Source organism: Bradyrhizobium sp. 40, assembly GCF_023100925.1.
Lineage (GTDB): Bacteria > Pseudomonadota > Alphaproteobacteria > Rhizobiales > Xanthobacteraceae > Bradyrhizobium.
Window position 1 is genome coordinate 5,658,427 of the sequence record NZ_CP064688.1, and the last position, 23,580, is coordinate 5,682,006.

At 65.2% G+C, this 23,580-nt stretch carries 17 protein-coding genes; 8 read left to right on the plus strand and 9 right to left on the minus strand.

The window, feature by feature from the left end:
• The first annotated feature begins 30 nt into the window (after positions 1-30).
• From IVB40_RS27260 to IVB40_RS27285, 6 genes are all read left to right on the plus strand, one after another.
• Positions 31-912: a folate-binding protein gene (locus IVB40_RS27260; RefSeq protein ID WP_247816842.1), complete on the plus strand. Its 882-nt coding sequence runs from the start codon at positions 31-33 to the stop codon at positions 910-912.
• The gene (locus tag IVB40_RS27265) at positions 909-1,535 is read left to right on the plus strand and encodes a DNA-3-methyladenine glycosylase I (RefSeq protein WP_247816843.1); all 627 of its coding nucleotides are present in this window, start codon (positions 909-911) and stop codon (positions 1,533-1,535) included. The genes IVB40_RS27260 and IVB40_RS27265 overlap by 4 nt, the downstream gene beginning before the upstream one ends.
• Entirely contained in the window at positions 1,532-2,146 is a 615-nt protein-coding gene (locus IVB40_RS27270; protein ID WP_027568634.1) for an HD family hydrolase, read from the plus strand. The genes IVB40_RS27265 and IVB40_RS27270 overlap by 4 nt, the downstream gene beginning before the upstream one ends.
• A gap of 131 nt (positions 2,147-2,277) precedes the next feature.
• Positions 2,278-2,784 (plus strand): protein-tyrosine phosphatase family protein, encoded by a 507-nt coding sequence (locus IVB40_RS27275; protein ID WP_027568633.1) that lies wholly within the window; start codon positions 2,278-2,280, stop codon positions 2,782-2,784.
• Positions 2,785-2,803: 19 nt separating this feature from the next.
• Complete coding sequence (locus IVB40_RS27280; RefSeq protein ID WP_027568632.1) at positions 2,804-3,772, plus strand: NAD regulator; 969 nt, start codon at positions 2,804-2,806, stop codon at positions 3,770-3,772.
• Between the two features lie 49 nt (positions 3,773-3,821).
• A complete protein-coding gene (locus tag IVB40_RS27285; protein WP_247816844.1) occupies positions 3,822-6,527 on the plus strand; it encodes a DUF2339 domain-containing protein in 2,706 nt (901 codons plus the stop codon).
• A gap of 3 nt (positions 6,528-6,530) precedes the next feature.
• Here the strand turns inward: IVB40_RS27285 and IVB40_RS27290 are convergent, their stop codons facing one another.
• From IVB40_RS27290 to IVB40_RS27330, 9 genes are all read right to left on the minus strand, one after another.
• A complete protein-coding gene (locus tag IVB40_RS27290) occupies positions 6,531-8,219 on the minus strand; it encodes a methyl-accepting chemotaxis protein (protein ID WP_247438904.1) in 1,689 nt (562 codons plus the stop codon).
• A gap of 288 nt (positions 8,220-8,507) precedes the next feature.
• Complete coding sequence (locus IVB40_RS27295) at positions 8,508-10,478, minus strand: HAMP domain-containing methyl-accepting chemotaxis protein (protein ID WP_247816845.1); 1,971 nt, start codon at positions 10,476-10,478, stop codon at positions 8,508-8,510.
• 193 nt (positions 10,479-10,671) lie between these two features.
• Positions 10,672-12,414 (minus strand): methyl-accepting chemotaxis protein, encoded by a 1,743-nt coding sequence (locus IVB40_RS27300; protein ID WP_247438899.1) that lies wholly within the window; start codon positions 12,412-12,414, stop codon positions 10,672-10,674.
• A gap of 280 nt (positions 12,415-12,694) precedes the next feature.
• A complete protein-coding gene (locus IVB40_RS27305) occupies positions 12,695-14,851 on the minus strand; it encodes a methyl-accepting chemotaxis protein (RefSeq protein WP_247816846.1) in 2,157 nt (718 codons plus the stop codon).
• A 329-nt stretch (positions 14,852-15,180) separates the two neighbouring features.
• Positions 15,181-16,914, minus strand: coding sequence for a HAMP domain-containing methyl-accepting chemotaxis protein (locus IVB40_RS27310; RefSeq protein ID WP_027568627.1), 1,734 nt, complete (start codon positions 16,912-16,914; stop codon positions 15,181-15,183).
• 207 nt (positions 16,915-17,121) lie between these two features.
• The gene (locus IVB40_RS27315; RefSeq protein WP_247291160.1) at positions 17,122-17,373 is read right to left on the minus strand and encodes a hypothetical protein; all 252 of its coding nucleotides are present in this window, start codon (positions 17,371-17,373) and stop codon (positions 17,122-17,124) included.
• A 162-nt stretch (positions 17,374-17,535) separates the two neighbouring features.
• The gene (locus IVB40_RS27320) at positions 17,536-18,135 is read right to left on the minus strand and encodes a hypothetical protein (RefSeq protein ID WP_247291162.1); all 600 of its coding nucleotides are present in this window, start codon (positions 18,133-18,135) and stop codon (positions 17,536-17,538) included.
• 112 nt (positions 18,136-18,247) lie between these two features.
• Positions 18,248-19,234 (minus strand): MDR family oxidoreductase, encoded by a 987-nt coding sequence (locus tag IVB40_RS27325; RefSeq protein WP_247356991.1) that lies wholly within the window; start codon positions 19,232-19,234, stop codon positions 18,248-18,250.
• A gap of 40 nt (positions 19,235-19,274) precedes the next feature.
• Positions 19,275-20,528 carry an MFS transporter gene (locus tag IVB40_RS27330; RefSeq protein ID WP_247291166.1) on the minus strand — a complete coding sequence of 418 codons (1,254 nt, stop codon included), beginning with the start codon at positions 20,526-20,528 and terminating at the stop codon, positions 19,275-19,277.
• Between the two features lie 330 nt (positions 20,529-20,858).
• Here IVB40_RS27330 and nadA point away from each other — a divergent pair, with 330 nt between their 5' ends.
• Positions 20,859-21,965: a quinolinate synthase NadA gene (gene nadA, locus IVB40_RS27335; protein WP_247291168.1), complete on the plus strand. Its 1,107-nt coding sequence runs from the start codon at positions 20,859-20,861 to the stop codon at positions 21,963-21,965.
• A gap of 9 nt (positions 21,966-21,974) precedes the next feature.
• Positions 21,975-23,576 carry an L-aspartate oxidase gene (locus IVB40_RS27340; protein ID WP_247816847.1) on the plus strand — a complete coding sequence of 534 codons (1,602 nt, stop codon included), beginning with the start codon at positions 21,975-21,977 and terminating at the stop codon, positions 23,574-23,576.
• Positions 23,577-23,580: the final 4 nt, after the last annotated feature.

Sequence of the window (23,580 nt, forward strand, 5' to 3'; positions counted from 1 at the left end):
CCAGAGCAACATGTCGCAAGAGATTTTCGTATGAAATCAGCGTTTCTTCCGGACCGGGGCGTGATCAAGGTCGCGGGCGAGGATGCGCGCAACTTCCTCAATGGCCTCGTCACGACCGATGTCGACAAGCTGAAACCGGGCCTCGGCCGATTCGGCGCGCTGCTGACGCCGCAGGGCAAGATCATTGTGGATTTCCTGATCACGGAAGCACCTGCCGGCCATGGCGGCGGGTTCCTGATCGATTGCCCGAAGCCGCTTGCCGACGGCCTCGCCACCAAGCTGAAATTCTACAAGCTGCGCGCCAAGGTCACGGTGGAAAACCTGTCTGAGGATCTCGGCGTGCTCGCGGCCTGGGGCGGCAAGCCCGCGGCCCAGCCCGACCTCGCCTTCGCCGATCCGCGCAATGAGGACCTCGGCACCCGCATCCTGATCCCCCAAGATCTCAAACAGAAGCTGTCCGATCTGATCGGCGCCGAGATGGTCGACGCCGCCGCCTACGAGGCCCACCGCATCGCGCTCGGCGTGCCGCGCGGCGGGCTCGATTTCACGTACAGCGATGCGTTCCCGCACGAGACCAACATGGACCGCCTTTCCGGCGTCGATTTCGATAAGGGCTGCTATGTCGGCCAGGAGGTCGTCTCGCGCATGCAGCATCGCGGCACCGCGCGCACCCGTAGCGTCAAGGTGCTGCTCGAGGACTCCTCGCCGGAGCCCGGCGTCAGCGTTCTCGCCGGCGACAAGCCCGTCGGCACGATGGGCTCGTCGGCGAAAGGAAAGGGCATCGCGTTGGTGCGCATCGACCGCGTTGCCGACGCGCTCGATGCCGGCCAGGCGCTGACTGCCGGTGGCCTCGCTGTGAGGCTTGCGGAACCAGACGTCGTGCGCATTCCAACGAAGCAACCCATCGCATGAGCCGTGCTCCCCGCCTGCATCCCGACGGAAAGACGCGTTGCCCCTGGCCCGGCGAAGATCCGCTCTACGTCGCCTATCACGACACCGAATGGGGCGTGCCGGAATACGACGACCGCGCGCTCTATGAGAAGCTGATCCTCGACGGTTTCCAGGCCGGCCTGTCCTGGATCACGATCCTGCGCAAGCGCGACAATTTCCGCAAAGCCTTCGACGATTTCCAGCCGGAAAAGATCGCACGCTACAACGAGAAGAAAGTTCACGCGCTGATGAACGATGCCGGCATCGTGCGCAACAAGGCCAAGATCGACGGCGCGATATCGAGCGCGAAATCCTATCTCGACATTATGGAGAAGGGCCCCGGCTTCTCGAGATTCCTGTGGGACTTCATGGACGGAAAGCCCAAGGTCAATCATTTCAAGACCACCGCGAGCGTGCCGGCCTCGACGCCGCTCTCCATGCAGATCTCCAAGGAGCTGTCCTCGCGCGGCTTCAAGTTCGTCGGCCCGACCATCGTCTATGCCTTCATGGAGGCGACCGGCATGGTCAACGATCATCTCGTCGACTGCCATTGTCACGCGAGCTGCGGCAAGTCGCAGCGCAAGCCGCGCCTCAAGGCCAGATGACGGCCAGGAAATCGTCACGCGATGTGGCGTCTCGTGCCTGGCAGCGCATGCTGTCGGGCCGGCGGCTCGATTTGCTCGATCCCTCCCCGCTCGACATCGAGATTGCCGACGTCGCGCATGGGCTGGCGCGTGTCGCCCGCTGGAATGGCCAAACCATCGGCGCACACATCTTCTCGGTCGCGCAGCATACGCTGCTGGTCGAAACCGTGATGCGGCACGAGAACCCCCGCGTGGATCAGCGCATGCGGCTTGCCGCGCTGCTGCATGACGCGCCCGAATATGTGATCGGCGACATGATTTCACCGTTCAAGGCCGTGCTCGACGGTCATTACAAAGCGGTCGAGAAACGCCTGCTCGGCGCCATCCACATCCGCTTTGGCCTGCCGCCGGTGCTGCCGGACGAGATCACGCTGGCGATCAAGGCAGCGGATCATGGCGCGGCCTATCTGGAGGCGACCGCGCTTGCCGGATTCAGTGAAAGCGAGGCCAAGCGCCTGTTCGGCAAGGACCCCGGCCTGTCCGACAGCGTCCGGCGCGACTATCTCACCCCCTGGACGGCTGCCCGGGCCGAGAAGCAGTTTCTGGAGCGGTTTGGCGCCGTATTTGCGTAGATCCTGCAGGGCGGGCAATAGGGCCCTTGCGCCGCCCCCACTGATTTTGCGCAATGAGACGAAAGTGGTGGGAACGCTTCGCTTTGCCCACCCCGCCAACGCTCGCTATAATCCGCGGAAAAAGGTCCGCCATGATCCATGTCTGTTCTCTCGCCGCCCTTCCCGAAACCGTCCGCCTCACCAAGGCCAGCCACGTGCTGACCGTGATGGCCAATGTCGAGCAGGTGGCCCGGCCGGTGTCGGTGCTGCCGGCCAACCATCTCAAGGTATCGATGGACGACATCACCGAGGAGATGGACGGCTTCGTCGCGCCATCGGAAACGCATATCGAGCAGGTGCTGAACTTCGTGCGCGGCTGGGACCGCGACGCGCCGCTGGTGGTGCATTGCTATGCTGGCATCAGCCGCTCCACCGCGAGCGCCTTTGCCGCCGTGTGCGCACTCAATCCGGATCGCGACGAGACCGAGATCGCGAAGAAGATCCGGGCAGCTTCCCCGATCGCCTCGCCGAACCGCCGCATCGTCGGCCTTGCCGACCGTGCGCTGGGCCGCAACGGCCGCATGCTGCGCGCACTCGACGAGATGGGCCCGGGCGCGATGATGGTCGAGGGCCGCCCCTTCGTGATCGAGCTCGAATGACAGTTGCGATCGCCATCGCATGAGCGAAAAGCTGCTGACGCCGATCGAGATCGGCCTGACTGCCGCGATCGTCGCGATCGAGGATCACGAGCCGCTGATCCTCACCGCGCGCGACAGTGACGGACTGGCGGGCCTGCCGTTCGGCCCGTTCGATGCGCCGAGCCATCGCACTTTCGAGATCGGCCTGCGGGCCTGGGTCGAGGAACAGACGGGGCTGCGGCTCGGCTATGTCGAACAGCTCTACACGTTTGGCGATCGCGGCCGGCATGCCGAGGCCGGCGACACCGGCGCGCACATGGTGTCGATCGGCTATCTCGCACTGACGCGCGCCATCGGCGGCGAACTGGCAGCCACGAGTGCGAGCTTCGCGCCATGGTATCGCTTCCTGCCTTGGGAGGACCGGCGAGAGGGCCCGCCCGCGATCATCGCGGACGACATCATCCCGGCATTGACCGAGTGGGCCGAAGAGGAGACGCCGGAGACGACGCGCGCATTGCCGCGCAAGGATCGGGTGCGGTTCTATTTCGGTCTGGACGGCGCGTCCTGGGACGAGGAGCGCGTGCTCGACCGCTACGAGCTCCTGTACGAGGCCGGGCTGGTCGAAGAAGCGCGGCGCGACGGTCGCCCTGCGGCATTAGCGCGCAAGGCCCTGTCCGCGCTCGGTACATCCATGCGCTTCGACCACCGCCGGATTCTTGCGACAGCGATCGCGCGACTGCGTGCCAAACTGAAGTATCGTCCTGTGGTCTTTGAACTTTTGCCCGCCGAGTTCACACTCACGGAATTGCAGTATACGGTGGAGGCGATCTCCGGCCGACACCTGCACAAACAAAATTTCCGCCGCCTGGTCGAAATGGAAGCCCTGGTCGAACCGACCGGGGTGATGTCGACACAGACGGGCGGACGTCCGGCGGCGCTCTACCGCTTCCGTCGCGACGTGCTCCAGGAGCGGCCCGCGCCGGGCTTGCGCGTACGCTCCCGGCGCTAACCCGATATATGTGTGATCGGCCCCTGCCCGCCGATTGCCTGGAGGCTTTATGTCTGACGGCCCGTTTGACGTCTTCGCGCTGATCATTGCGGTCATCGCTTTCATCATCGCGATTAAGGCCTCCAGCCAAGCGTCTGAGCTGCGACGACGGCTAAGCTCGCTCGAAGAGACGTTCCACGCGCAACGGCCCGTGCAGCCGCCGCGGATCCCGGCAGATGTGTGGGCTGAAGCGTCCGCGACGACTTCCGCAGCGCCGCCGCCACTTGTGCCCCAAGCCGAACCGGGAGCCGAGGCGCCGCCCCCGCTCGTCACCGAGGATGTTTCGCCGCCACCGCTCGCAGCGAACACCGAGGCCGACGCGCCGCCGCTGCCCGCACCCGCGCCCGGCTTCGAGGAACGGCTCGGCACGCGCTGGGTGGTGTGGATCGGCGGCCTTGCGCTCGCGCTCGGCGGCTTCTTCATGGTGCGCTATTCGATCGAGGCCGGCCTCGTCGGCCCCGGCGTGCGCGTGTTCCTTAGCGGCGTATTCGCGCTGGCGCTGCTGGGGGCCGGCGAATGGTCACGCCGCAAAGAGAGCATCTCCAATATCGCCGCGCTGCCGATCGCCAACATTCCCGCGATCCTCACCGCTGCCGGTACGGCGGTGGCATTTGCGACCATCTACGCGGCTTACGCGCTCTATGGCTTCCTCGTCCCCGCGACCGCCTTCGTGCTGCTCGGCCTCGTTGCGCTCGGCACGCTGGCCGCGGCGCTCTTGCACGGGCCCGCGCTCGCGGGCCTCGGCGTGGTCGGCGCGTTCGTGACGCCGATCCTCGTCTCCAGCGGCAAGCCGGACTATTGGGCGCTCTACATCTATCTCGCGATCGTCACCGCCGCGAGCTTCGGCCTCGCCCGTATCCGGTTGTGGCGCTGGCTTGCAGTCACCACCATCGCCTTCGCCGTGCTCTGGATCTTCCCGGGGCTCGATACCAGCGACTTGCAGGTCGCGCCGCACGCTTTCCATGTGATCGCAGGCTTCGTTCTTGCCGCTCTTCTCGTGGTCTGCGGCTTCATGTTCGGCCCGACGATCGAGGACGGCGAGATCGAACCGGTCTCGTCGGGCTCGCTCGGCGCCTATCTGTTCGGCGCGATGCTGATCGTGCTGTCGAGCGCGCATGCGGACCTGGCGCTGATCGCCTTCGCGCTGCTGGTCGGCGCGACGCTGCTTGTCGCCTGGCGCGCGCCGGCGGCCACCGGCGCGCTCGGCGCAGCCGCCGCGACCGTCTTCGTCGTGTTCGCCGAATGGGCGGTGCGCGCCAATCCCGACATGCTGGTGCTGCCGGGCGGCCCCATCGCCGGCATCGCACCGACGGCGACCGATAGCGCGGTGACGCTGCATCTGGTGATGGCTGCGATCTTCGCCGCCGGCTTCGGCATCGCGGGCTTTCTCGCGCAGGGCCGTTCGAACTCGGCGATCATTCCAGTGGTGTGGTCGGTCGCGGCTGTCGCGACGCCGATCGCGATCCTGGTCGCGCTCTACGCACGCATCGCGCATCTCGACCGCTCGATTCCGTTCGCCATCCTCGCGGTGCTGCTCGCCGCCGCCTTCGGCGCTGCCACCGAGGCGCTGGCGCGCCGCGAGACCCGGCCGGGCGCCATGATCTCCACGGCCTTGTTCGCGACCGGCACGCTCGGTGCGCTGGCGCTGGCGCTGACATTTGCGCTGGAGAAGGGCTGGCTCACGATAGCACTCGCGCTGATGTCGCTCGGCACCGCCTGGATCTCGATGCAGCGGCCGATCCCGTTCCTGCGCTGGCTGGCCGCGATCTTCGCAGGCCTCGTCACCGCACGGATCGGCTATGACCCCCGCATCGTCGGCGACGCCGTCGGAACCACGCCGATCTTCAACTGGCTGTTGTGGGGCTACGGACTGCCGGCGGCATCGTTCTGGGCGGCGAGCCTGTTCCTGCGCCGACGCGCCGACGACGCCCCGCTGCGCATGGTCGAGAGCGCCGCGATCCTGTTCACCGCGCTGCTTGCCTTCATGGAGATCCGCCATTTTGCGACCGGCGGCGACGTGACGTCGGCACCGTTGCTGCTCGAATGCGCGCTGCAGGCCTGCGTCGCGCTCGCCATGGCGATCGGGCTGGAGCGTCTGCGGCAGCGCAGCCGCAGCATCGTGCACAATGTCGGCGCGGTCGTGCTCACGGTGATCGGCGGGCTCGTCGGTGTGTTCGGCCTCCTGATCCTGGAGAACCCGCTGCTGTGGCGCACTGACGTTGGCGGCGCCGTGTTCAACCTGCTGCTGCTCGGCTACGCACTGCCAGCGGTGTTGATGCTGCTGCTGTCCTATGCCGTGGTTGGCGAACGCGGCAAGGCCTACGCCAACACGATTGCGGGCGGCGCGCTGCTGTTTGCGCTTGCCTATGTCACGCTGGAGATCCGCCGTTTCTATCACGGCCCGATCCTCTCCGCCGGGGCGACGACGGGCGCCGAGCAATATACCTATTCGATCGGCTGGCTCGGCTTCGGCGTGGTGCTGCTCGGCGTCGGCATTCTCGTCAATTCCGAGCGGGCGCGGCTGGCATCGGCCGTCGTGATCGCGTTGACGATCCTGAAGGCGTTCGTCATCGACATGTCGACGCTGACAGGCGTCTACCGCGCGCTGTCGTTCATGTGCCTCGGCATCGTGCTGGTCGCGATCGGCTGGCTCTACCAGCGCATCCTGTTCCGGCGGCAGGTCGCACCGCCGCCGGCTCCGCAGACGAGCATGTGAGAATCAGGCCGCGCGAACCGATTCCAGGAATTGCGCGACCTCGACCTTGAGACGGGTGCTGTCCGTCGCCAGCGATTTCGCCGCCGACAGCACCTCAGTCGAAGCCTCGCCGGTCTCGATCGCGCCGCGCTGCACGTTGGTAATGTTCGACGAGACCTCCTGCGTGCCGACCGAGGCCTGCTGCACGTTACGCGAGATTTCCTGCGTGGCCGCGCCCTGCTCCTCGACTGCGGCAGCGATGGCTGCAGCGACCTCGGACAGCCGCTCGATGGTGCCGCCGATCTCCTGGATGGCACTGACCGATTCCTGCGTCGCCGCCTGGATGCCCGCGACCTGCGCCCCGATCTCACCGGTCGCTTTCGCGGTCTGCTCGGCCAATGCCTTGACCTCGGACGCGACGACGGCGAATCCGCGGCCCGCTTCGCCGGCACGTGCGGCCTCGATGGTCGCATTCAGCGCCAGCAGATTGGTCTGGCCCGCGATGGTGTTGATGAGCTCGACGACATCGCCGATGCGGGAGGCAGCCTGCGACAGCGCATTGACGCGGTCGTTGGTCCGCGTCGCCTGCTCGACGGCCTCAGCGGCCATTCGCGCCGAGTCCTGCACGCGACGGCTGATCTCGGTGATGGAGGACGACAGCTCCTCCGAAGCGGATGCCACCGCCTGGACGTTGGTCGAGGCTTCCTCGGAGGCGGCCGCGACGACGGTCGCGAGTTCCTGTCCGCGCTGCGCGGTGTTGGTCAGCGTCGAGGCGGAGGCCTCGAGCTCGGTGGAGGCCGAGGACACGGTCCCGACCACCTCGCCGATCATGGCTTCGAATTTGCGGGTGATGGCGTCGACGCGGCGGCCGCGTTCGATCTTGGCTTCGGCATCGCGCGCAGCGGCCTCGTCGGCGGCCTTCTTGGCGATCAGCGCCTCCTTGAAGATCTGCAGTGCATCCGCCATCGATCCGATCTCGGTCTTCTCGCCGCGATGCGGCACCTCGGCCGAAAGGTCGCCCTCGCCGAGCGACTGCATCGGGCGGATGATTGAGGCAATGCCACGAGAAACGTCGCGCACGAGATAATAGGCGGCGCCGATCGCGATCACGACCGAGAGCACGATGATGCCGACCAGCACGCGGAAGATCATCGCGTAGCTATCGGCGGCCTGCTTCGTCTCAAGCTCGGCGCCGCGGTTGTTGAGCTCGATGCCCTTCTGAAGCAGGGGGTCGGCGGCCTGGGCCATCTTCGCAACCTTGGTCTGCAGTAGCTCGTTGGCGTCGGCCGGGAAGCGGCCGACATTCTTGCGCGACAGCGCCATCACGTCCTGCACGCCGTTCAGATACTCGGCCCACGCCGTGCTCCATTGCCCATAGAGCGAGCGCTCTTCGGCGGAGGTGATCAGCGGCTCGTAGACCTTGCGCGTCTGGTCGATACGCGCCCGGAGCGAGGCGAGGCGCTTCTCGGCGGCGTCCTTGCCCTCAACGGTGTCCTGCATCAGATGCAGACGCAGCGCGACGCGCAGCTCGTTGATGTCGGCGCGAAGCGAGCCGAGCGCGCGCACGCTGGGCAGCCAGCTCTCCGCGATCTCGACCGTATGGGAATTGATGTTCTGCATGGTGCCGATCGCCGTCACGCCGACACCGGCGAGCGAAAGGACGAGGACCGACAGCACGGCCAGAAGCTTGAAGACGATGGACAATTTCGACATCACGACAAATCCCGATGTTACCTCGCAATACGCAAACCACCTGCGCCGCAAATCGCCACGAAGATGGCGAGACGGAGGTCAGTTCAACAATGCTGGCTGGTTCTTATCCCGTGAGATTGCACCTATAGTCGCAAGTAGGCGTTAACAGGGACCTACGTAAAATTACGGGACACTTCCGACAGTCGCAATTTCTCTTGCAACCATCTGTTGCAGCTCGCAGCCACCTCATGCTGCCACGCGCAGCCGGTCCGCTTGCGCCGCAACATGCGACCAACGCGGCAGCGGCTCTCACGCCGCCCGTACCGATTCAAGGAAGCGCGCGACCTCGCTCTTCAGCCGGTTGCTCTCCTGCGACAGCGATTGCGCAGCCGAATGCACCTGCGCCGAGGCGGCCCCGGTTTCGCCTGCGCCGCGCTGAACGTCGCCGATATTTGCCGAGACCTCCGAGGTGCCGTGCGCGGCGTGCTGGATGTTGCGGGAGATCTCCTGGGTAGCGGCGCCCTGCTCCTCGACCGCGGCGGCGATGGTCGACGAGATCTCCGACATCCGTGCGATGGTGTCGCCAATCTCCTTGATCGCACCGACCGAGTCTTGCGTCGCGGTCTGGATCGCACCGATGTGCTGGCTGATCTCGCCGGTCGCCTTCGCAGTCTGCTCGGCGAGCGCCTTCACTTCGGTCGCGACCACGGCAAAGCCCTTGCCGGCTTCGCCCGCCCGCGCCGCCTCGATCGTTGCATTCAGCGCCAGCAGATTGGTCTGGCTGGCGATGGTGTTGATCAGCTCGACCACGTCGCCGATGCGGGAGGCGGCCTTGGTCAGCTCGGCGACGCGCGCATTGGTGCGCTGGGCCTGCTCGACCGCGACATCGGCGACACGCGCCGATTCCTGCACCTGGCGGCTGATCTCGGAGATCGAGGAGGTCATTTCCTCGCTCGCTGAAGACACCGACTGCACGTTCGCGGAGGCCTCTTCGGAGGCGGCCGCCACGACGGTGGCAAGCCCGTTGCCGCGCTCGGCGGCCTGCGTCAGCGTGTTCGAAGATGCTTCGAGCTCGGTTGCAGCCGACGAAACAGTATCGATGATCTCGCCAACCGCGCCTTCGAAATTATCCGCGAGCCGGTGCATGTCGGCCTTGCGCTGCTGGTGCCCGCGCGCCTCGGCCTCGATCTGCTCGATGCGCAGCCGCTCGGCCTCCGCCATGCTGGTCCTGAACACCTCGACGGCGCCGGCCATCTCGCCGATCTCGTCCCTGCGCCCGACGCCGGGGACGGAAATCGAAAGCTCGCCGCGCGCAAGCCGCGTCATCGCACCGACCATGCCGGCAAGCGACTTCGAGATCGAACGCCCCAGAAGGAAGCCGACCGCGGCGAGCACGACGACGGTAACGCCGAAGGCGACCATCATCCACATGCGCACGGCATCGCGGGTCGCAGCTTCCGCGACGTCGGCCTTCCTGTAGAGGTCTTCGACTGTGTTGCGCACCTCGATCATGCTCGGTTCTAACCCACGGAACGTTTTCATCATGCTGGCGTCGAGGGCCGCAGTTTGCTGCGCCGTCTCCACCCACGCCGTGAACTCGGACTGGTATTTCTGCAGCTTGGCTGTGATGTCGTTCATCACTGCCGTAGGGATTGCGACGACCTCTATCGCCTTGGAGAACTCGACTGCGGCCTTCTTCATCTCGGCGATGTATTTTGGGTCGCGCCGCAGCATGAAGTCCTTCTCGTGCCGGCGCATCATCAGCATCCAGCTGGTGGACCTGGGATCGTCGATCTCCTTGAGCTTGGCCTCGATGTCGTGCACGGCGGCGCGGAGCGAGCCGGAGAGGCCCAGAGTCTCGTTTAGGCCGAGCCGGGTCTCCGCGGCCACCAATGCGCCGAAGTCCGACGCGTATCGCTTGAAGCCGTCCTGGGCCTGCTTCATCCGGTCGGACAGCGCGCCCAAGCCGCCGGCCGACATCAGCCGCTCCACCTCGTCGAAATCGCGATTGATCGGCCCGATCAATTCGGCATGGGCCTTGGCGTAGCTCTCGTTGCGGCGCTGCTGAAAGTTCTTCTCGTTGCGGCGGGCCTCCAGCATCTCGATGGAGAGCTGCTTGTCGAGGTCAGCGATCGCGCGAGCGCGGTTGGCGACGGCACGGGAGGCATCCTGGGAGAGGCTGCCGATCTGGTAGATCGAGCCAAAAGCGACGAGGCCGACGAGACCGAAAAGTCCGATCGCCATGACCTTGTGGGTGAGACGGATGGAAAGGCCGCTCATGAGTGTGCTCCAATACGTCGTTACGCAATACGGGAGGGCGACTCAGCGCCCGGAATATTGCGGGCATCATGACTGCATCGGTTTTCCGGAAGGTTAACCCTGCGCGGTCTTCGTCGCGGCTCCGCAATATGCACGCGCGCAAACGCCGCGCTTCTACGCGCGGCGGTTGCAGTTCTCTCATGATATGCGCCCGTCAGGCGGCGCGCACGGTGTCGAGGAACTTGCCGACCTCGAGCTTGAGGCGGTTGCTGTCGCCGGACAGCGACTGCGCGGCTGCCAGCACCTGCGACGATGCCGAGCCGGTTTCGCCTGCACCGCGCTGCACGTCGGTGATGTTGGACGAGACCTGATGAGTGCCTTCGGCCGCCTGCTGCACGTTGCGCGAGATCTCCTGCGTTGCCGCGCCCTGCTCCTCGACGGCCGCAGCGATCGTGGACGATATCTCGGACAGCTTTTCAATGGTGTTGCTGATGGCGCTGATGGCGGCGACCGAGTCCTGCGTCGCCGCCTGAATGCCGGAAATCTGCTGGCCGATTTCGCCGGTCGCCTTCGCGGTCTGCTCCGCCAGCGCCTTCACTTCGGAAGCCACCACGGCAAAGCCGCGACCAGCTTCGCCGGCGCGTGCCGCCTCGATGGTGGCATTGAGCGCCAGCAGATTGGTCTGGCCGGCGATCGTGTTGATCAGCTCGACCACGTCGCCAATGCGCGCCGCCGCCTTGGACAATTCGCCGACACGGTCGGTCGTGGTTCGGGCCTGGGTTACCGCCTCGCTCGCGACCCGCGCCGATTCCTGCACCTGGCGGCTGATCTCGGTGATCGAGGACGACAGCTCTTCGGTCGCAGAGGCAACCGACTGCACGTTGGTCGAGGCCTCCTCGGAGGCCGCAGCAACCACTATCGTCAGCTCCTGTGCCCGCTCCGCCGTCGAGGTCAGCGTCGAGGCCGAAGCCTCGAGCTCTGTCGCGGCGGAGGAGACCGTATCGACGATCTCGCCGACGGCGCCTTCGAAACTGTCGGCAAGCCTGCGCATATCGGCCTTGCGCTGCTCGGCCGCCACCTGGTCCTGTCGCATCTTGGCTTCCGCTTCTTCGCGCGCCTTCTGCTCGGATACGGTCTTGAATTTCTCGACGGCACCGGCAACGCCGCCGACCTCGTCCTTGCGGCCGAGGCCCGGCAGCACCACGGCGAAGTCGCCGCCGGCGAGCTTCTCCATTGCGGCAGTCAGGGCGCGCATCGGACGGGCAATGCTGAAGATCGAGAAGACGCAGGCGCCGATCAGGACGAGCGCGACCAGCACGCCTGCGATCAATGACGTCCGCGCAACGGACGCAGCCTGCGCTTCCGCCGCCGTGCGCGCCTCCTCACTCCTGTGCTTGGCGAAGTTCGTGATTTCGTCGGCGAGCTCCGATATTTCCGCGTTGATCGGCGCCAACGTTTCCTTGCGGATGCGGTCGATCTCGGCGGTCAGCTTTGCCAACTGCGTCGCCGCTTCGCCGTCCTTCTTCGACTCGAGTGCGAGCTCCTGCTTGCGGATCGCCTCGATTTGCTGCTCGCCCTTCTGGAAATTTCCGATCAACACGGTCAGGCGGTCGATACGCTTGTGGTTCTCCGGCGATTGCGAAAGCCTTGCCATTTCACCCGAGAACTTCAGGGCCGACGTCTGCCGGTCATTGAAATAGCTGGCGGCTTTCTGCATCTCGGTCGGTGAGCTCGACATCAGGATGTCGCGAATGCCGATCTGCATGCCCCGCACCGACGATTTCGCTTCCGCGGCATTGAGCGCGATCGCCTGCTGTCTCGATGCGCCATCGCCGAACTTCTGGACCTCGGCGCCTCCGCTCATCTGGAGGAGGATCATCACGGCGACGAGCGCGAGGGTCAGCGCCGAGGTGATGGCGAGCTTGGTGCCAATTCGCAGGTTCTGAATGATCATCATCGAAAAATATCCTTGGGATACGCATTGTCGCGACCAAGCGCGTGAACAGCTGGGAAGGATATCTGACGAGCCCTCCATTAACGTTAAGCGCGAGAGCGGCGCCGCTTAGGTAGAAATACTGAATGCGCCGCTCGAATTGCCGGGTTACCGCAACTATCCCGCGCAATCGGAACATGCTTCGCGAATTTGCGAGGTCCGCGTGCGTTAACGTCTACCCCCTACGAGGTCGCTCCGCAGACGCAACCGATTTCGGATTCGGTTGCGACTGCGCGATGCCGCGTCACGCTGCGCGCACGGTATCGAGGAAGTTGCCGACCTCGAGCTTAAGGCGGTTGCTGTCTCCGGAGAGCGACTGGGCCGCCGCCAGCACCTGCGACGACGCCGAGCCGGTCTCGCTCGCCCCGCGCTGCACGTCGGTGATGTTGGCCGAGACCTGATGGGTGCCTTCCGCCGCCTGCTGCACGTTGCGGGAGATTTCCTGTGTCGCCGCGCCCTGCTCTTCCACGGCAGCCGCGATGGTGGAGGAAATCTCCGAGAGCTTCTCGATAGTGCCGCTGATGTCCTTGATTGCGTCGACCGAATGCTCGGTCGCGGTCTGGATGCTGGCGATCTGCTGCCCGATCTCGCCGGTGGCCTTCGCGGTCTGTTCGGCGAGTGCCTTGACCTCGGAGGCGACGACCGCAAAGCCGCGACCGGCTTCGCCGGCGCGCGCGGCCTCGATGGTCGCGTTGAGCGCCAGGAGATTGGTCTGACCCGCGATGGTGTTGATCAGCTCGACCACGTCGCCGATCCGCGTCGCCGCCCTGGACAATTCGCTGACACGCTCGGTGGTGACACGCGCCTGGCCGACAGCTTCGTTGGCCACGCGGGCCGATTCCTGCACCTGCCTGCTGATCTCGGTGATAGAGGACGATAGCTCCTCGGTCGCCGACGCCACCGCCTGCACGTTGGTCGACGCCTCCTCGGAGGCCGCAGCAACCATGGTCGTGAGCTGCTGCCCGCGCTCCGCGGTCGATGTGAGCGTCGACGCCGAGGCTTCGAGTTCGGTCGCTGCCGAGGACACGGTATCGACAATCTCCCCGATGGCGGCTTCGAAGCCGTCGGCCAGCTTCCGCATATCCGCCTTGCGCTGCTCGTCTGCCCGCCGCTCGGCCGCAGCGTGATCGCCGCGCATGCGTTCGACTTCGAGGCCGTTTTGCTTGAAGACTTCGACGGTCCGCGCCATCTCGCCGACCTCGTCACCTCGGCGGGTGCCTGGCACGACTGTCGTGAAGTCGCCATTGGCGAGCCCACCCATCGCAACCGAAATGGCTGATAGCGGCTTGAGGATCCGGCCAAAGGTGATCCAGAAACTGAGGCCAGCGAGCATCACCGAGGCGCAGAGCAACACGGCCGTGAAAGCGAAATTACGAGTGCTGCCTTCTGCCTGCATCGTGGCTTCGCGGTCAGCGGCCGCGCCAATGACTTCACCGAGCTTCAGCACCGCATTGATGCCGGCAGTGGCCCGCGTGAAGTATTCGGGTCCGGTGATCTTGTAGTCCCCGCCTTCGCCACCGGCGAGCACAATTGCCCGCGTTTCGCCGTAGGCTCCAAAATAGGACTTCTCGACCTCCGTCATCGCCTCGCCGATCTGCACGGCGAGGTCGGAGCGCAGCCGCACCGGCAATACCGTGTCCCATGCGAGTTCGACCTTGGCTCGCAGCGCCGAAAGGCGCTCATAGCCCTCCATCCCGAGCTTCGCGCGCGCACCGACGACCCCAGCCAGCAGGGCCCGCTCCCTTCCGGCATTCTCGGCCATCTGAGCTGTCAGATGTCGCAAGCCGATGAGCTGAGCCAGCCTTGCCACGGGCGGGCTGGTGAGCGTTTCGAGCGTCAGCCGCAAGCGGTTGCTCGCGACGTCGATCACCTCCGTAATTGTCGGCGCGAAGCCATCTACGAGGTCAGGCTCGCGTTCGACGCGCGGGCGCGACATTCCCGCATCGGCCTTCTCACGCAAGAGACGCAGCGCCTCAAATTTCGCCGCGGCGTCCGCAATCTGTCTTTGCCCCGCCGTCATTTCGGGAATCGCGCTGATATCGAGGGCGGCTTGGCGAAAGGCCTCGTCGGCCGTCGCGCGCGCCTTGGCGATTTCGGCACGGCGCTCGGGGCTGACGACATCAGGAGACTTCAGCACGGCGTTGGTCAGCCCGCGTTCAATCGCCCAATGTCCTGCGCTGCGCAGCAGCAGATGGGCAACTGCATTGACCTTCAGGAATGCCTCTGACTCTCGCCTCTTGAGGATGGCCTCATAGGCGATGAATCCAGCCGAGGCCAACCCCAGCAAGACCAGGGCAGAGATGATGATCGGCAAGATCGTGCCGATCCGAACATTTCCAAGCCGACTCCACGCGCTGGCGGCCTGAGTTCGGACCTGCTGATGATGAGCAGGGCTCAACATGCTAAGTTTCCCCCAAAGGAAACACGCAGCCAAGTCCTTGCCGGCTGCATGGACGTTGATCGCCCTTGCCGGAGAATCTAGTCCTCGAGTTTCGCATTCTGGTTAACGGGAGGGCCCGGAGAAATACCGAGATTTCAGCCCAAATAATTGAAATGGAAGAGATAATTTCGCGAGTAAGTTGTAAATTTCAGCTGGAGGTCGCCGCCGTTTGCTTTTGCAGCCGATGTTCGCCGAAGGCATGCGCGAGACGTTCGCGGCGGCGATCGGATGCAAAAACGCCCCGCCTGAGAGAGGCAGGGCGTCTCTACTAACTGTCTGGAACGAGGTTCTTAGGCGGCGCGCACGGTGTCGAGGAACTTGCCGACCTCGAGCTTGAGGCGGTTGCTGTCGCCGGACAGCGACTGCGCGGCTGCCAGCACCTGCGACGATGCCGAGCCGGTTTCGCCTGCACCGCGCTGCACGTCGGTGATGTTGGACGAGACCTGATGAGTGCCTTCGGCCGCCTGCTGCACGTTGCGCGAGATCTCCTGCGTCGCCGCGCCCTGCTCCTCGACGGCCGCAGCGATCGTGGACGATATCTCGGACAGCTTTTCAATGGTGTTGCTGATGGCGCTGATGGCGGCGACCGAGTCCTGCGTCGCCGCCTGGATGCCCGAAATCTGCTGGCCGATTTCGCCGGTCGCCTTCGCGGTCTGCTCCGCCAGCGCCTTCACTTCGGAAGCCACCACGGCAAAGCCGCGGCCGGCCTCGCCGGCGCGTGCCGCCTCGATCGTGGCATTGAGTGCCAGCAGATTGGTCTGGCCGGCGATCGTGTTGATCAGCTCGACCACGTCGCCAATGCGCGCCGCCGCCTTGGACAATTCGCCGACACGGTCGGTCGTGGTTCGGGCCTGGGTAACCGCCTCGCTCGCGACCCGCGCCGATTCCTGCACCTGGCGGCTGATCTCGGTGATCGAGGACGACAGCTCCTCCGTGGCCGACGCGACCGACTGCACGTTGGTCGAGGCTTCCTCCGAGGCTGCGGCCACCACTATCGTCAACTCCTGTGCCCGCTCCGCCGTCGAGGTCAACGTCGAGGCCGAAGCCTCGAGCTCTGTCGCGGCCGACGACACCGTATCGACGATCTCGCCGACGGCGCCTTCGAAACTGTCGGCAAGCCTGCGCATATCGGCCTTGCGCTGCTCGGCCGCCACCTGGTCCTGTCGCATCTTGGCTTCCGCTTCTTCGCGCGCCTTCTGCTCCGACACGATCTTGAATTTCTCGACGGCACCGGCAACGCCGCCGACCTCGTCCTTGCGGCCGAGACCCGGCAGGACAACAGAGAAGTCACCACCAGCGAGCTTGTCCATGGCAACCGTGAGCGCGCGGATCGGCCGCGCGATGGTCAGGAAGGACATCAACCACGAACCGATGAGGACGAGCACGGCGCACGCACCGACCACCATGCCGAGACGCTCGCTCGCGGCCATCTCCTGGCTCGCGGCAGCGATTTCTTCATCGCTCTTGTGCTTGGCGAAATCGGCAATCTCGCTGGTCAAATTGTCCAGCTGTGTGGCAAGCGGCAGCGTCACCTCGCGGATCTGGCGCGCGCCTTCCTCGGAAATCTTGGCGGCGCGGACGGGGTCCGTGGCCGCAACCGCAATGGCCTCGCTGCGAACAGAGGCGTTCTGCTGCGCGCCCTTCAGGTAATCGGCCGACGTAGACTTGAGCTTCTCCATCCGCGCGCGGTTTTCCGGGGCGTGCGACAACCTGAGCATGGAATCGACAACGCCGTTCAGTGCTTTCGACCGCTCCAGCAGAAGCTCGCTCGCCTTTTGCAAGTCACCCTGATTGTTGGCGAGACGCATGTCTCGTACGGCGAGTTGCAAGCCGCGTATCCCAAGCTTGGCTTCGGTGGCCTCGCGCACCAATTCCTGCTGCGCAATCGCGGCCTGGTTGGAATGACGCACGGTGTTGTTGCCCATGACCTGGCTCGCGATCATGGCGCCGACGAGAATAACGCCGAACGCCGAAGCGAGCGCGAGCTTGGTACCGATTTGCAGATTCTGGATGAGTCTCGACATGAGGGCGTTTCCCGGGTTGCGCGGCCAAGTCATTGTCGGCCGCCCTCGGCGTTGATCGCCCTTGCCTAAAAACTGAGCTTCAGGTGTGGTGATCCGGTTAACGATCGCCCCCGGACAAATACCGGACTTACCGGAAAATCCCTTGAAAACCGGCACGGTCTGCGCGCTTAACAGGTTAACCACACGCGGCGGTAGGATGCCCGATTTCTAACCAGTGCGACCAAGGGCCTTTTGGCCCTCGCCGATCAGGCTAATCCGGAACACCGGCTCCTTGTTCTCGTCGAGCAGCTCCATGCGCCATTCGGCGTTCGGCTTCAGGCTGCGCGAGATGCCGCCGAGCAGATTGGCACAGACTTCGGTCATCTCGGTCCAGGCCGCGGCGCGGTCCTCGAACTCATATGGCTGGTCGGCAGCACCGGAATAGCGGCCCGTGCTGATACGGAAGAAGTACAGCGACATCGTTGAACCCTTTTATCGGGCCGCGCCCCCGGCCGTACGCAAACTGGGGCGCGAACAGCTACCAACGCATGAAAGCCGCCGTCCGTATGACTACGGCGCGGCGGCTTCGTGTCTGATGGCAGCTCTCAACGACAAAGTGCGCGGACTGTCCCGCGCACCAATTCACTGGGTGGAGCGGCGCAGCTCCAGCGGGGCCTCGTCCCTGGCGGGCTCCGATTTGACTTGCGGCTTCACCGGCTCGAGCCGGCTACTCTCGACGCGCGGGGTCTCGACACGCGCGGCGACTTCGGTGTTGGGCGTGCCGACCGAACCCGTGTGTTCCGAAGTGCGCAGCGAGCGCGGCCGCGCCACGGCGCGCGCCATCAGCATCTGGTTGCCGCCCTGATGATGGAAGTCGCAATAGGCGAAGCCCATCCCCGATACCGAGCCGCGGAAACTGCGATCGTCGGTCTTTTCAAGGTTGAAACAGGGCTCGAACGGAATGCCCTTGATGGAGGCGCAGACGTTCTGGCCGCGGATCTGAAGCGTGTTGCCGGGCAGGCGGAGATGTTTCACCGGACCTGCACCCGAGAACTGCACGGCGCCGGCGGCGCCGAGGTCGTCCATGATGCGGCCAGCGCCGCGGGTGCCGTCAAAGCAGGTGAAAGCAAACACCTTCCCGGCGACGAAGCGGCGCGCCTCATCGGCGTTCATGCTTCCAGCAATGGCCGGCGCAAGCGTCGCTACCGCCGTGACCGCCCCCAACACAATACGCGCAAGCATGCTCAACTCCGAACCAACCCCGCAGCGGGCTATGCCTTATCTCTTTACCCGCTGCTTACCATACTAACCATGGCGACATTGAAGCAGCATGGTTGGTAAAGTCTGAACGCCGTTAGACAATTTTTACAACGGTGCGACCGCGGACATGGCCGGCCAGGATTTTCGCGCCCCACTCCGGAACGTCGGAAAGCGAAATTTCGTGAGTAATTTCAGCTAGTTTTGTCCGATCCAGATCGGACGCCAGGCGCTGCCAGGCGGCTTTCCGCGGCTCGATCGGACACATCACGGAATCGATGCCGAGAAGGCACACCCCGCGCAAAATGAAGGGAGCGACGGAAGACGGCAGGTCCATGCCGGCAGCCAAGCCGCACGCCGCGATCGCGCCGCCGTACTTCGTCATCGACAACAGGTTTGCGAGCGTGGTCGAGCCGACGCTGTCGACGCCACCCGCCCAGCGCTCCCTCGCAATGGGCTTGGCGGCCGCCGACAATTCGTTGCGGTCGATCACCTCCGTCGCGCCGATCTCTTTCAGATAGTCCGCTTCGGACGCACGGCCGGTGGACGCGATGACGTGATAGCCGAGCTTTGAGAGCACGGCGGTCGCAACCGAGCCAACGCCGCCCGCCGCGCCGGTCACCACGACCGGACCGCTCTTCGGCGATACTCCGTGCTTCTCCAGCGCAAGCACGGACAGCATCGCGGTGAAGCCGGCGGTGCCGATCGCCATGGCGTCGCGCGCCGACAGGCCCTGCGGAAGAGCGACCAGCCAGTCGCCTTTCACCCGCGCCTTCTCGGCATAGGCCCCGAGATGCGTCTCGCCCATGCCCCAGCCGGTGCAGACGACCTTGTCGCCCGCCTTCCATTGCGGATGCGAGGACTGCTCGACCGTGCCGGCGAAATCGATGCCGGCAATCATCGGGAAGCGGCGCACCACCGGCGCCTTGCCGGTGAGCGCAAGGCCGTCCTTGTAGTTCAAGGTCGACCATTCCACGCGGACGGTTACGTCGCCCTCCATCAGCTCGGCTTCGTCGAACTGCGTGAGCTGCGCGGTGGTGCCCTTGTCCGCCTTGTCGATCCGGATCGCCTTGAACGTCGCCACAGCAAAACTCCCTGACTTGTTTCAGGGGATGTTTAGCCGATCAGGCAGGCTGCGCAACCGCCCGCTGGACCGGTTTCTCCACGATCGGAAGATTGATCAGCGCCGAGAGCACGCCGAACAGGATCGAGAGCCACCAGATCGGCGTGTAGGAACCGAACCGCTCGAACACGATGCCGCCGAGCCAGACGCCGAGGAAGCCGCCGACCTGATGGCTGACGAAGGCGAAGCCATAGAGGGTGGCAAACCAGCGCGTGCCGAACATGATCGCGACCAGCGCCGAGGTCGGCGGGACGGTCGACAGCCAGGTCAGGCCGGAGACCGCGCCGAACGCAATCGCCGAGAACGGCGTGATCGGGAACGAGATGAAGGCAAGCGTCGCAAGCGCGCGCGTTAAATAAATGGTCGAGAGGATGTAGCGCTTGGGCAGGCTGTTCTGGAGATAGCCGACGCTCAGCGATCCCATGATGTTGAACAGGCCGATCGCGGCGATCACCCAGCCGCCGATTTGCGTGGAGATGCCGCTGTCGACCAGAAAGGCCGGCAGATGCACCGTGATGAAGGCAAGCTGGAAGCCGCAGGTGAAGAAGCCGAGCACCAGCAGCACGTAGGAGCGATGGCCGAAGGCTTCCGCGAGCGCTTTGGTGAAGGTCTGCTGGTCCGCAGGCGGCGCGTTTGCGGTGCTTGCGACCGGCGGCGTCGAGAGCGCCAGCGCCAGCGGGATGATCAGCAGCATCAGGAAGCCGAACACGGTGAGCGCCTGCTGCCAGCCGAAATTGTCGATCAGGGCCACACCGATCGGCGCGAACAGGAATTGCCCGAACGATCCCGCCGCAGTGCCGGCGCCGAGCGCAAGGCCGCGCTTCTCGGCCGGCAAGAGCTTGGTAAAGGCTGACAGCACCAGATTGAACGAGCAGCCGGCGAGACCGAAGCCGACCATGACGCCAGCGCCGATGTTGAGGGACAGCGGCGTCGAGGAATAGCGCATCAGGAGCAAGCCGCCGGCATAGAGCAGAGCGCCGACGCACATCACCCGGAACAGGCCGAAGCGATCGGCGACCGCACCGGCGACGGGTTGGCCCAGTCCCCACAGCAAATTCTGAAAGGCAATCGCGAGGCCGAACACGTCGCGGCCCCAGGCATATTCATGACTCATCGGCTGCACGAAGAAGCCCAGCGCCGAGCGCGGGCCGAAGCCGAGCATCCCGATCGCGCAGCCGCAGAGAATGATGATCGCCGGCGTGCGCCAGGAGGAGGAACGGGAGACCGAACCGAGCTCACCCATCTGTGTCGACATGCTGTTCCTCGTGCGTCGGCGCGGTTTCGCAAATGGCAGCCGCGAGCGAGCTCGTTTAATGCATCTGCATGAAAACCCCAAGTCAAAAACGATTGCATTCCGCGAAGAGCTGGCGCGGGAGCATTGCATTTCTTCGCGGCCTCGTCGGACGCGCCAGGCGCCCGACCTGACGGAAATGTGTGCGGCGAGATCTGGCGGCTCCCAACACGACGTGTTATTTACTATTTGCTCATATCGAGCATATCGAATGGGATTCCGGCCCGTCGGCCGGATTTCTCAGGCTCTATATATACTCATGATGAGTATAAATAGACATGCACGGAGGCTTCGATGCCGCTAACTGGAATTTACGGCCCCGACGACTTTGCGAACCGGCCGCAGGGCCACGTCATCACCCCGGCACGGGCCGAGCAGGCGCGAACCGGACCTCCGCTGCCGATGCCTTCGCTGGAATGGACGCCGGAGGTCGAGCGAGCCACCGCGCCGCTTTACGAGCGCGTGAAACACGTTATCCCGCCAATCGAATGGCCGCTGATGGCCCCGACGATCAAGGCGATCAACGAGCTGAAGCAGGCCCGGGGCGCGGTGATCCTCGCGCACAATTACCAGGCGCCGGAGATCTTCCACTGCGTCGCCGACATCGGCGGTGATTCGCTCCAGCTCGCGGTCGAAGCCACCAGGGTGAAGGCCGGCATCATCGTCCAGTGCGGCGTGCACTTCATGGCGGAGACGTCGAAACTGCTCAATCCGGACAAGACGGTGCTGATTCCTGACACGCGCGCCGGCTGCTCGCTCGCTGCCAGCATCACCGGCGCCGACGTCCGCCTGCTCCGTGACAAATTTCCCGGCGTGCCTGTCGTTGCCTATGTCAACACCTCCGCGGAGGTGAAGGCCGAGGTCGATATCTGCTGCACCTCGTCGAATGCGGTCCAGGTGGTCGAGAGCCTCGGCGCGCCCAGCGTGATCTTCCTGCCCGACCGCTATCTCGCCACCTACGTGGCCTCGAAGACCGACGTGAAGATCATTGCCTGGAAGGGCGCCTGCGAGGTGCACGAGCGTTTCACTGGCGCCGAGCTGCGCAGCTACCGCGAGGCCGATCCCTCCGTGCAGATCATCGCTCATCCCGAATGCCCGCCGGACGTGCTGGCCGAGGCCGATTTCACGGGCTCGACCGCGCACATGATCAACTGGGTGCGTGAGCGGCGGCCGCGGCGGCTGGTGATGATCACGGAATGCTCGATGGCCGACAATGTCCGCGCCGAGCTGCCCGATGTCGAGATGCTGCGTCCCTGCAATATCTGCCCGCACATGAAGCGCATCACGCTCGCCAACATTCTGGAGAGCCTGCTGACGCTTCGCGAGGAAGTGACGATCGATCCCGCACTTGCGGACCGCGCAAGGCGCTCGGTCGAGCGGATGATCAATTTAAAGAATTGAGATAAAGCCATGACAAACAACATCAACACGCTCCCCCGCTCCGAAGACGTTATCATCGTCGGCGGCGGCCTTGCCGGATTGTTCTGCGCGCTCAAGCTCGCGCCGCGGCCCGTGACATTGATCTCGGCCGCGCCGCTCGGACAGGGCGCGTCGTCCGCATGGGCGCAAGGCGGCATCGCCGCGGCAATGGCTGAAGGCGATACGCCGGAAGCGCACGCCGCGGACACGGTTGCAGTTGGCGGCGGCATCGTCGACGAAGCTGTCGCTCTCGGGATCGCGCGCGAGGCCGCACCGCGGATTCACGACCTTCTCGCCTATGGCGTGCCGTTCGACCGCGATCTCGAAGGCAGGCTCGCAGTCGGGCGCGAAGCCGCACATTCGGCGCGCCGCATCGTGCATGTGCGTGGCGATGGCGCGGGCGCCGCCATCATCGCGGCGCTGAGCGATGCCGTGCGGCGCACGCCGTCGATCCGACTGATCGAAGGTTTCGTCGCCGAGGCGCTGTTGACCGAGGACGGCGCCGTCACCGGCCTTCAGTTGCGCGAAGCCGACAATTTCGCCGCACGGCCGGTCCTGCTCGCCGCGCGGACGGTGGTGCTGGCCACGGGTGGCATCGGCCATCTCTATGCCGTCACCACCAATCCGTGCGAGGCTAGCGGATCCGGCCTTGCGATTGCTGCACGCGCAGGCGCGGTCATCGCGGATTCCGAGTTCGTGCAGTTTCACCCGACCGCCATCATGGTCGGCCGCGATCCCGCGCCGCTCGCCACGGAAGCGCTGCGCGGCGAAGGCGCGACACTAATCAACGGCCGTGGCGAGCGTTTCATGGCGGCGCGTCATCCGCTCGCCGAGCTTGCATCGCGCGACATCGTGGCCCGCGGCGTGTCCGCGGAGATATCGGCAGGGCGCGGCGCCTTCCTCGATGCGCGGCAAGCGCTGGGCGCATGTTTTGCCGACAGATTCCCGACCGTTCATGCAAGCTGCATCGCCGCCGGCATCGATCCCGCCACGCAGGTCATCCCGATCGCACCTGCGGCGCACTATCACATGGGCGGCATCGCGGTCGACCATCGCGGACGCAGCTCGATCGAAGGGCTCTGGGCCGGTGGCGAAGTGTCGTCCACCGGCGCGCATGGCGCCAATCGCCTCGCCTCGAATTCTCTGCTGGAGGCCGTGGTCTACGCCGCGCGCATCGCCGACGACATCGCCGGCCGCGCGATTCCCTCGCCCGCCCACCTTTCGGACGTGGCGACGCCGCGGGGCGGCGCGCCGGATGCTGCGGCCGTGAAGCGGCTGCGGACGCGGATGAGCGCGCATGTCGGCGTGATCCGCGATGGTGACGGGCTTGCGGACGCGGTTCGCAGCTTCACCACGCTCGAACGCGAGGCCACGAGCATCGCGGTGCGCAACATGGCAACGGCAGCCCTGCTCGTGGCGGCGTCGGCCTGGAACCGGTGCGAGAGCCGCGGCGCGCATTTCCGCTCCGACCATTCCGCGGACGTTCCCGCACTCGCGCAACGCACAATGACGACGCTCGCAGCAGTGCGCGAGATCGCAGATGGCCTGACCGAACGCCCGACACCGCGCACCGCGCAACCCATGATCGCCTGACGGA